The organism is Bilophila sp. 4_1_30, from assembly GCF_000224655.1.
Lineage (GTDB): Bacteria > Desulfobacterota > Desulfovibrionia > Desulfovibrionales > Desulfovibrionaceae > Bilophila > Bilophila wadsworthia.
The window spans coordinates 140,977-148,602 of the sequence record NZ_JH114235.1 but is presented as its reverse complement, the minus strand read 5'-3'; the positions used below and the strand labels follow the sequence as shown (position 1 = coordinate 148,602).

Below are 7,626 nucleotides of genomic sequence, written 5' to 3'. Positions count from 1 at the left end.
ACCAAGATACAAGATCGACAGGAAGGTTGATAGATTCAGGCATGACAGTAGTAGACGAGCCGTAGAGCGGGTTAGAGCGGGATGCATCGATATCCAGACTATCCCAGACTCCAGCAACCTTCGTTTCCACAGCGACAACTCCATTGGGTGCCCAGTTCGCCTGAAAGGCTCCAGAGGGGCCACCACCGGCGATTGACATAATGTTCCATCCAGACCAAGCGCCTTCTATCTCCGGCAACCCCGGAGCGTTGTACCCTCCAGCGTTCCCCGCCCCCTGCCCCCAAGCTCGGAAAAACTTTTTGTGACAATAAAACTATAAATAAAGGAACAAGATATGACGATACCTCAGATGTATATGTATGACTTGAAGACCGGAGAATACACCGGCAGCCGTGATGCCACTCGGCGTCCGAACGGCGAGTATATACTGGAAGCGACCGGCGCGACATCTGTTGCTCCGCCCGCTGTCATTCCTACGGGGCAGACTGCCCGCTGGACCGGGGATGCGTGGGAGAAGGTGGAAGACCACCGCCAGCACATGGACGAGCGTGGGCGCAAGGAAGGCGGGACGCCGTACTGGCTCCCCGATGATACATGGCGTTCCGAACCCCGGTACATGGAAGAACTCGGGCCGCTTCCGGCTGATGCGCTTTTAGAACGCCCGAGACGTCCGCTTGAGGAGTATAAAGCTGATAAGCGGCGGGAAATCATCGCGGGCTATACGGCGGCACTGACGGCAACCCTGACGATGCCCGCAGAGTCTCCCTCGGCGGCGGAAGTGGCGACGGGGGCAGCGCTTTTCGCCGCTGACGACGCCGTTGGGCTTGCCGACGTGCAAACAATTCTTATAGCGAGGAGGGACGAGTTGCTGGCGGCTGTAGAAGCGGCACAACGCCGAGAAACGGTCTCGGCGATCGTGGTTTCTTACCCGGTCTAGCGGTAAATTTCAGGCAGAGGCGGGGGAGATTGGACCCTCCCCCACCGGCCCGGTGTACGGTCACCGGACCACGGCCCCACATGATACGTACATATCATGCGGAGTGTCCGCCTGCGTTTATGGCTCACAGTCAGACCGCGAGCACGTAAACGCATATCAGGACGGATGCGGGGGCGCAAGGGAAGGACAATCAAAAGATGGAGTGTACGGACAGGGAAATCAGGTGCGGCAAGTGCGGCCGCTTGCTGGGAACGGGGACGGCACTTAGCTTTACGGTCAAGTGCCGGTGTGGAACGTATAATCACATTCAAGTCGTCACTACGAGGGCCAAGAGCTCCAACTCCGAAACATCGGAGTCAAACCATGTCACAGAACAAAACTCTCCCGCCGCTGGCTGATAATGCGCCCGGCGTCAACGGTTTCAAGTACAAGCCCCGCTTCGGCGTCATCGTCATCTGTAAAGACGAGGAAGAGCATAGACGGGTGTATGAGCGCCTGCGCGGAGAAGGCTACAAATGCCGGGTGGTACGCGTATGAAGATCACCATCCACCACGAAAGTCCGGACTATCAGTCATACCGCGCCGCCTGCGTGCGCTCTCTCTTCAATGCCGAAGCCAGCGACTTTCGGCTTGAGGCGGAATTGCCGCTTGACGCGGAACCGTGGCAAATCGGACTTATCGTCGGCCCGTCGGGTTCCGGCAAGTCTTCCCTTGGCTCTCGCATCTGGGGGTCGGAAACGGTGCGCGGCTCTGAAGTATGGCCAACGGACGCCCCTATTGTTGACGCCATTGCTCCAGATTTCAAGGGAGGTGACTGGCAACAGGTGACGGCGGCACTTTCCGCCGTCGGCCTTGGCGACGTTCCGTCATGGCTCCGTCCGTACCACGTCCTTTCGACCGGAGAAAAGTTCCGGGCGTCTCTTGCCCGTATCGTCTGCGAAGCCCCGGAGCACGTCGTGATTGACGAATTTACCAGCGTGGTCGACCGTCAAATTGCCCGGATAGGCGCGTCAGCCTTTGCAAAGGCATGGCGGCGCACTGGTGGGCAGGCCGTTCTTCTTTCATGTCATTATGATATTATTGACTGGCTCGCCCCCGATTGGGTTTTCGATACCGCAACCGGCGATTTCCGCTGGACACGGGGGTGTCTTCAACGCCCCCGAATCGATCTCGACATATTCCAGACCAACTGGCGATTTTGGCCGCTTTTTGAGCCGCATCACTATCTGAGGGTGCCGCACATGGTGGCCGCCACAAACTACGTCGGATTTGTGGGCGATCAGCCTGTGGCTCATGTGGCCGTCTCGACGCTGGCGGGACTTCGGGAAGCGCGGGCGTGCCGACTGGTTATTTTGCCGGAGTGGCAAGGCGCGGGCGTCGGTCTTCGCTTCCTCAATGCCGTTTGCGCTCTTTGGAGGCGTGGGCAAAATCGATACGGCAAACCGATGCGGACGCTTTTCCACACGTCGCATCCGGGGCTTGCGGCGGCCCTACGCCGGAGCCCGCTATGGACGCAGGTTTCCGCCAGATTTTACGGCGAAGACAAGCTCAGGTGTCATAATTCCATGATCAACTCGAGGCAACGTCTTGGCGGGACATGGGCGGCGGTTGGATATGGCGGACACTTTCGGGCCGTGCAGGGTTTCCGGTATCTCGGTGAGGATGCCGCATGAAGATTGTACTTTTTGGGCAGAAATGGCTCGCCGCCGAAGTACTTAAAGCCATTACGGCTCTCCCCGGCGTTGATGTTGTTACAGTATGCCCGGACACCGAAACGCCCGATGTGCTACGCCGGGCGGCCTTTGAGTTGGGCATACCTTCATCTAGGAATATGGATGCGCTCCCCCGGTGCGACATGGCGGTTGCGGCACATTGCCAGCGGTATATCCCCACCGCCGTTCGTAGCCGGTGCGGGCTTGGCGTTCTAGCGTATCACCCCTCGCTACTTCCCCGTCATAGAGGGCGGGATGCCGTCAAATGGGCAGTGGCTATGCGTGACCCGATAACGGGCGGGACCGTGTACTGGATGGACGACGGTGCGGACACAGGGCCGATCGAAGCTCAGGAATGGTGCCATGTCCTGCCCGGTGAAACCGCCCCGGAAGTATGGCGGCGTTCCCTCGCGCCTATCGGAGTTCGGCTACTCACCGAAACGGTGGCACGGCTGGCCACAGGAGGGCGACCCCGAGCCAGACCACAGGACGAACGTATAGCGACGTGGGAACCGGCATTCACAACGCGAAAGTTGAAGGCATAAAAGAAGGCGGGGAACTTCCCCGCCTTTGTAATTTTATTGCGGAATCTGCAATTCGGTTTTTGTCGAAGTTATCATGCCGCTGGAGGCGGAGTTATCGCGCGCATCAACAGTCATGGCGCAAGCGCCTGCGATTGAAGTGTAGCCATACCCAAAACCCGAAGCATAAGGAAAAGGCAAAAAAGCGTGCCGCAAATCACGCGCGTATTAGTTCACGGGGCCATAATGATAGGCAGGCTTTAAACGTGACCAGCAACATAAACGGCAAGATTAACGGCTGTTCAGGTTGCGGCTAATGATATGAATCAAGAACTTCCTGTGGTTCCTCAAGCTGTTCGACGCTCGGCAAAGCCCCTGAAAGGCCCGCTGCCGCGCAGGCTATAACAATCCGCATTCTATATGTCTTATTTTTTAGGAGAGCATCAAGTTCTTCTTTATATTCTTCGCTGATTGATTCTTCAGCGACATTTTTCACAGCTTCAAAAATTTCTTTATTTAATTGAAATATAACATCAATTCTGGATGATATTTTTTCATCATCCAAATTTTTCTTTGAATAATCATGGGCAAATTTATTTCTAATGTGTGAAATATTTTTTAATGAATCGTAAGCTGTTTTTCTCAGAAGTCCAACAGCACGGGCAAGGTTGACTTTGAAGGAAAAAGAATCTTCTCGTTTCAGGTCTATACTGCCGGGTACAATCCTTGCTTCAAGCATGTTCGTCAAGATGTCTTCAATATAAGCAACGCCGATAATAGCAATTTCCCTATCTGACTTTCCGGAGAGTAAATCAGAACATTCCAAGAAGACTTCACTCGCCCGCTTACTGTCAAAATCATCCATATTTTCCTCGCATAGAACACGCCTTTTCCGGGCGTTTTTTATTTTTAGGTCTACACTCTTTTCATGAAATTACCATGACTGACCTTTGGGGTAGTATATCTCCCTTGACACCAGTGGGGAACTGGTGCTGACATCCGGTATGGACATGCCGAACCACGACCCCACATGGTGATAACGCACCATGTAGAATTTCCGCCTATGTTGTGCCGTGACGGGGTGCAACAAAAACAGGTAAAGGTGAGGGGGGGTATAAGATGGATAATAACAACGGAGAAAACCCGAGAAATTCGCTGTTCACACTGTAACCGTCTGCTCGCCAAAGGTGAGTGCTCTATCTTGAGCGGAAATGCCCCGGTACGGGACCCTCTGCATACGGTATGCCATAGTATCCTCTACTCCAAATTTTTCATACCAAAACTAAACGGCGTTGTACACAAAATTGTCTGGCGCGTTACACCGTTGCAACCGAGTGCCGCGCATTCGTAATCAAAAAAGATTATAACACAGTAGAATTATAAAAACAAATCCATCACCGTTTCTGGACGAGGCGGGATTTGGAGCCAAAGGCGCTCACAAAAGGGGAGAAGGGAGGGGCCGCTGTCTATTCCGCGAAAGACTTCCGGCGCAATCGGGGAAAAGCGTAGCCACCCCTCGTAATGAGAAATACCTGTTTATAAATACATGATAGTCTGTTAGAGATCTACAATTTGTTGGCTTTCAAAGCTGTCAGAGGCGAAAAAAGACGTTTTCAGGGAAGCCTTATCGCGTTTCCGGCGTGAAAAACCCAAGTTTCCACAGGAACCCGCTTGCGGCACCCTCCCGGGGCTTCGGGAGGCGCGCTTGCCTGTCTTTTATACAGAAATCCCTTATTTTTCCGGCAGGATAATGTCGAGATAGGCGATATACAGTTCCTTCACGTCGAGCGGGGCCTTGTCCTTGAACATCCCTTGCCAGAGTAGCCCCTGCATGATCGGCGAGACGAGAAGCTGCGGGAACCGCTGGAGCGCCGGGTGCGGGTGCTCATGCGCGGCGAGGCGCAGGTTCTCCCGGTGCAGCTCGAGGATCGGGGCGACGAGCCCGTGGTAGAACGGCGCGACGAGCTTGGGGTTGTGCAGCCCTTCTGCCCACACCAGCCTGATGATCCGCGCCGTCCTTGAGCAGCCTTGTTCATCCAGCATCGGCCCGCAGAAACGGAGCAGCTTTTCGCGCAGGGTCGGCGTCTTGTCGTCGAGGATCTCCTTGGCCAGCGCGTGCATGGGCGCGAACGCAGACTCCGCGAGGCCGTTGAACAGCCCCTCCTTATCCCCGAAATGCAGATACAGCGTGCCCTTGGCGACCCCGGCCCTCCGGGCGATGTCTTCCATGCGCGCTCCGGCGTACCCCTTTGCGGCGAATTCTTCCAGTGCGGCGTCAAGGATGGCCTCCCGGCGCGCTTCCGTCTTTTTCCGGCATTTCGTTTGTTGTGCCATGCGTCCGCCTACCGGATTTTCTTGTTGATGGGTGTGGACAGCCAGACCAGCCCGGCCAGCCCGATGAAGGCTATGGACGCCAGCCAGAACAGCTCGTTGAATCCGAGCAGGAACCCTTGCCGCGTGATTTCGTTGGCGACCCAGACCTTGGCCTGTTCCGGCGAGAGGCCCATCTGCGTGAGCTGGTTGAGCCCGTGCTGCGCCGCCGGGTTGAAGGGGTTGATGGACTCGGTGAGCCGGACGTGGTGCAGGGCTTCCTGCCGTTCCCACATGGTGGTGGCGAGGGACGACCCGATGGAGCCCGCCAGCACGCGGGTGCAGTTGGAGAGGCTGGAGGCGTTGGCGATGTCCTTGGCGTCGAGCCCCGAAATGATGATGCTCGTAAGCGGCATGAAGAACATGGCCACGCCGATCCCCTGTACGACCTGCGGCCAGAGGACGAAGGCGAAATCGACGTCCGGCGAGAACAGGGTGCGCAGGTAGAAGGCCGCCGAGAAAACCAGAAAGCTCATGGTGACGATGACCCGCATGTCGATGCGCTGCGCGAACCGCCCGATGAGCGGCGAGAGGAAGACCGGGAAAATCCCGATGGGCGCGAGGGAGAGCCCGGCCCACATGGAGGTATAGCCGAGCCGCGTCTGGAGCATCATGGGCATCATGACCACCCCGGCGAAATAAAACAGGAACCCGAGGCTGATGCAGATTGTGCCCACGGTAAAGTTACGGTGCCGGAACAACGAGAGGTCGACCACGGGATGCTCTTCGGTGAGCTCCCACGCCACAAGGAGCACCAGCCCCACGACCGTGAGGACGCCGAGGATCACGATGTAGCCGGAGGCGAACCAGTCCTTGTCCTTGCCCTCGTCGAGCATGAGCTGGAGGCAGCCCACGCCGATGGTGAGGAGGATCAGCCCCACGGTGTCGATGGGGTTCTTGGCGGTGGCCGTCTCGCGCCCGGCCATGGGGATGCGCAGCGCGACGAGGCATACGGCCCCCACGGGTACGTTGACGAAAAAGATCCAGTTCCACGTATAGTTGTCGCAGATATACCCGCCGAGGATCGGCCCGAGGATGGGCGCGAGCACGATGGTCATGGACCACAGGGAAAGGGCGATGCCGCGTTTCTCGCGGGGATAGCAGGCCAGCAGGAGGCTTTGGGAAAGCGGGATGAGCGGCCCGGCGGCGGCCCCCTGCAAAATGCGGCAGATGATGAGCATCCCGAGGCTGTTGGATATGCCGCACAGGAACGAGGCCGCGACGAACAGGAACGTGGACCAGAAATACAGCCGCACCTCGCCCATGCGCCGGGCGAGCCAGCCGGTGAGCGGGATGGCGATGGCGTTGGCGACCCCGAAGAAGGTAATGACCCACGTCCCCTGCGAAGACGCCACGCCGAGGTTGCCCGCGATGGTGGGCAGGGCGACGTTGGCGATGGTGGAGTCGAGCACGGTCATGGCCGTGACTACCGAAATCCCGATGGTGGCGATGACGAGCATCCCGCCCTGAAGCGGCGGCAGGGGCTGGGCGCGTCCGCTCATGGCTTGCCCTGGACGGGGCAGACGCCGGGCAGGGCGTTGTCCCGGATGATGCCGGAGATGGTCGCCTCGACGGGGGCGAAATCGACGGCGGGGGCCTGCGAGACGAGATCGCCGGGCACGGGTTCGGTGCGGGCCGAGGCGGCGAGGAGCCGCCCCGATGTATCGGACGTGTCGACCTTCACCACGGCGGACAGGCCCACCAGCAGGGGGTGTTCCCTGAGGTCGGCGGGGTCGATTTCAATGCGCACGGGCACGCGCTGGACGATCTTGATCCAGTTGCCGGTGGCGTTCTGGGGCGGCAGGAGGGAGAAGGCGCTGCCCGTCCCGGCGGAGAAGCCGGTCACGCGGCCATGATAGGTGACGTCGCCGCCGTACATGTCCACGCGGATCACGGCGGGCTGGCCGATGCGCATCTTGTGGAGCTGGACTTCCTTGAAATTGGCGTCGATCCACAGGCGGTGCAGGGGGATCACGGTCATGAGCGGTGTGCCGGGCGATACGACTTCGCCAGCCTGCACGCCGCGTTTGGCGATCTGTCCGGCGGCGGGGCTCAGGACGGTGGTGCGCTGGAGCGCGAGCCAGCA

The 7,626-nt window shown here is 58.2% G+C and carries 9 protein-coding genes; 5 read left to right on the top strand and 4 right to left on the bottom strand.

Annotated features, from left to right (window positions below; translation table 11 throughout):
* The first annotated feature begins 334 nt into the window (after positions 1 to 334).
* From HMPREF0178_RS18205 to HMPREF0178_RS18195, 5 genes are all read left to right on the top strand, one after another.
* Positions 335 to 937, top strand: a complete 603-nt coding sequence (locus tag HMPREF0178_RS18205) for a hypothetical protein (RefSeq protein ID WP_009369062.1) — start codon at positions 335 to 337, stop codon at positions 935 to 937.
* 197 nt (positions 938 to 1,134) lie between these two features.
* On the top strand, positions 1,135 to 1,335 hold the full coding sequence (locus tag HMPREF0178_RS21205) for a Com family DNA-binding transcriptional regulator (RefSeq protein WP_083832549.1): 201 nt from the start codon (positions 1,135 to 1,137) through the stop codon (positions 1,333 to 1,335).
* Positions 1,301 to 1,474 (top strand): hypothetical protein, encoded by a 174-nt coding sequence (locus tag HMPREF0178_RS22205; protein ID WP_009369061.1) that lies wholly within the window; start codon positions 1,301 to 1,303, stop codon positions 1,472 to 1,474. Before HMPREF0178_RS21205 ends, HMPREF0178_RS22205 begins: the two co-directional genes overlap by 35 nt.
* Complete coding sequence (locus HMPREF0178_RS18200; protein WP_039959349.1) at positions 1,471 to 2,610, top strand: ABC transporter ATP-binding protein; 1,140 nt, start codon at positions 1,471 to 1,473, stop codon at positions 2,608 to 2,610. Before HMPREF0178_RS22205 ends, HMPREF0178_RS18200 begins: the two co-directional genes overlap by 4 nt.
* Positions 2,607 to 3,194, top strand: a complete 588-nt coding sequence (locus HMPREF0178_RS18195) for a formyltransferase family protein (protein ID WP_009369059.1) — start codon at positions 2,607 to 2,609, stop codon at positions 3,192 to 3,194. The genes HMPREF0178_RS18200 and HMPREF0178_RS18195 overlap by 4 nt, the downstream gene beginning before the upstream one ends.
* 289 nt (positions 3,195 to 3,483) lie before the next feature.
* Here the strand turns inward: HMPREF0178_RS18195 and HMPREF0178_RS18190 are convergent, their stop codons facing one another.
* The 4 genes from HMPREF0178_RS18190 to HMPREF0178_RS18175 all read right to left on the bottom strand — a co-directional run.
* Positions 3,484 to 4,035: a hypothetical protein gene (locus HMPREF0178_RS18190; protein ID WP_009369058.1), complete on the bottom strand. Its 552-nt coding sequence runs from the start codon at positions 4,033 to 4,035 to the stop codon at positions 3,484 to 3,486.
* Between the two features lie 866 nt (positions 4,036 to 4,901).
* Complete coding sequence (locus tag HMPREF0178_RS18185) at positions 4,902 to 5,504, bottom strand: TetR/AcrR family transcriptional regulator (protein WP_009369057.1); 603 nt, start codon at positions 5,502 to 5,504, stop codon at positions 4,902 to 4,904.
* An 8-nt stretch (positions 5,505 to 5,512) separates the two neighbouring features.
* The gene (locus tag HMPREF0178_RS18180; RefSeq protein WP_009369056.1) at positions 5,513 to 7,042 is read right to left on the bottom strand and encodes a DHA2 family efflux MFS transporter permease subunit; all 1,530 of its coding nucleotides are present in this window, start codon (positions 7,040 to 7,042) and stop codon (positions 5,513 to 5,515) included.
* The coding region (locus HMPREF0178_RS18175; protein WP_009369055.1) for an HlyD family efflux transporter periplasmic adaptor subunit at positions 7,039 to 7,626 on the bottom strand (588 nt) is incomplete at its 5' end. The genes HMPREF0178_RS18175 and HMPREF0178_RS18180, both read right to left, overlap by 4 nt.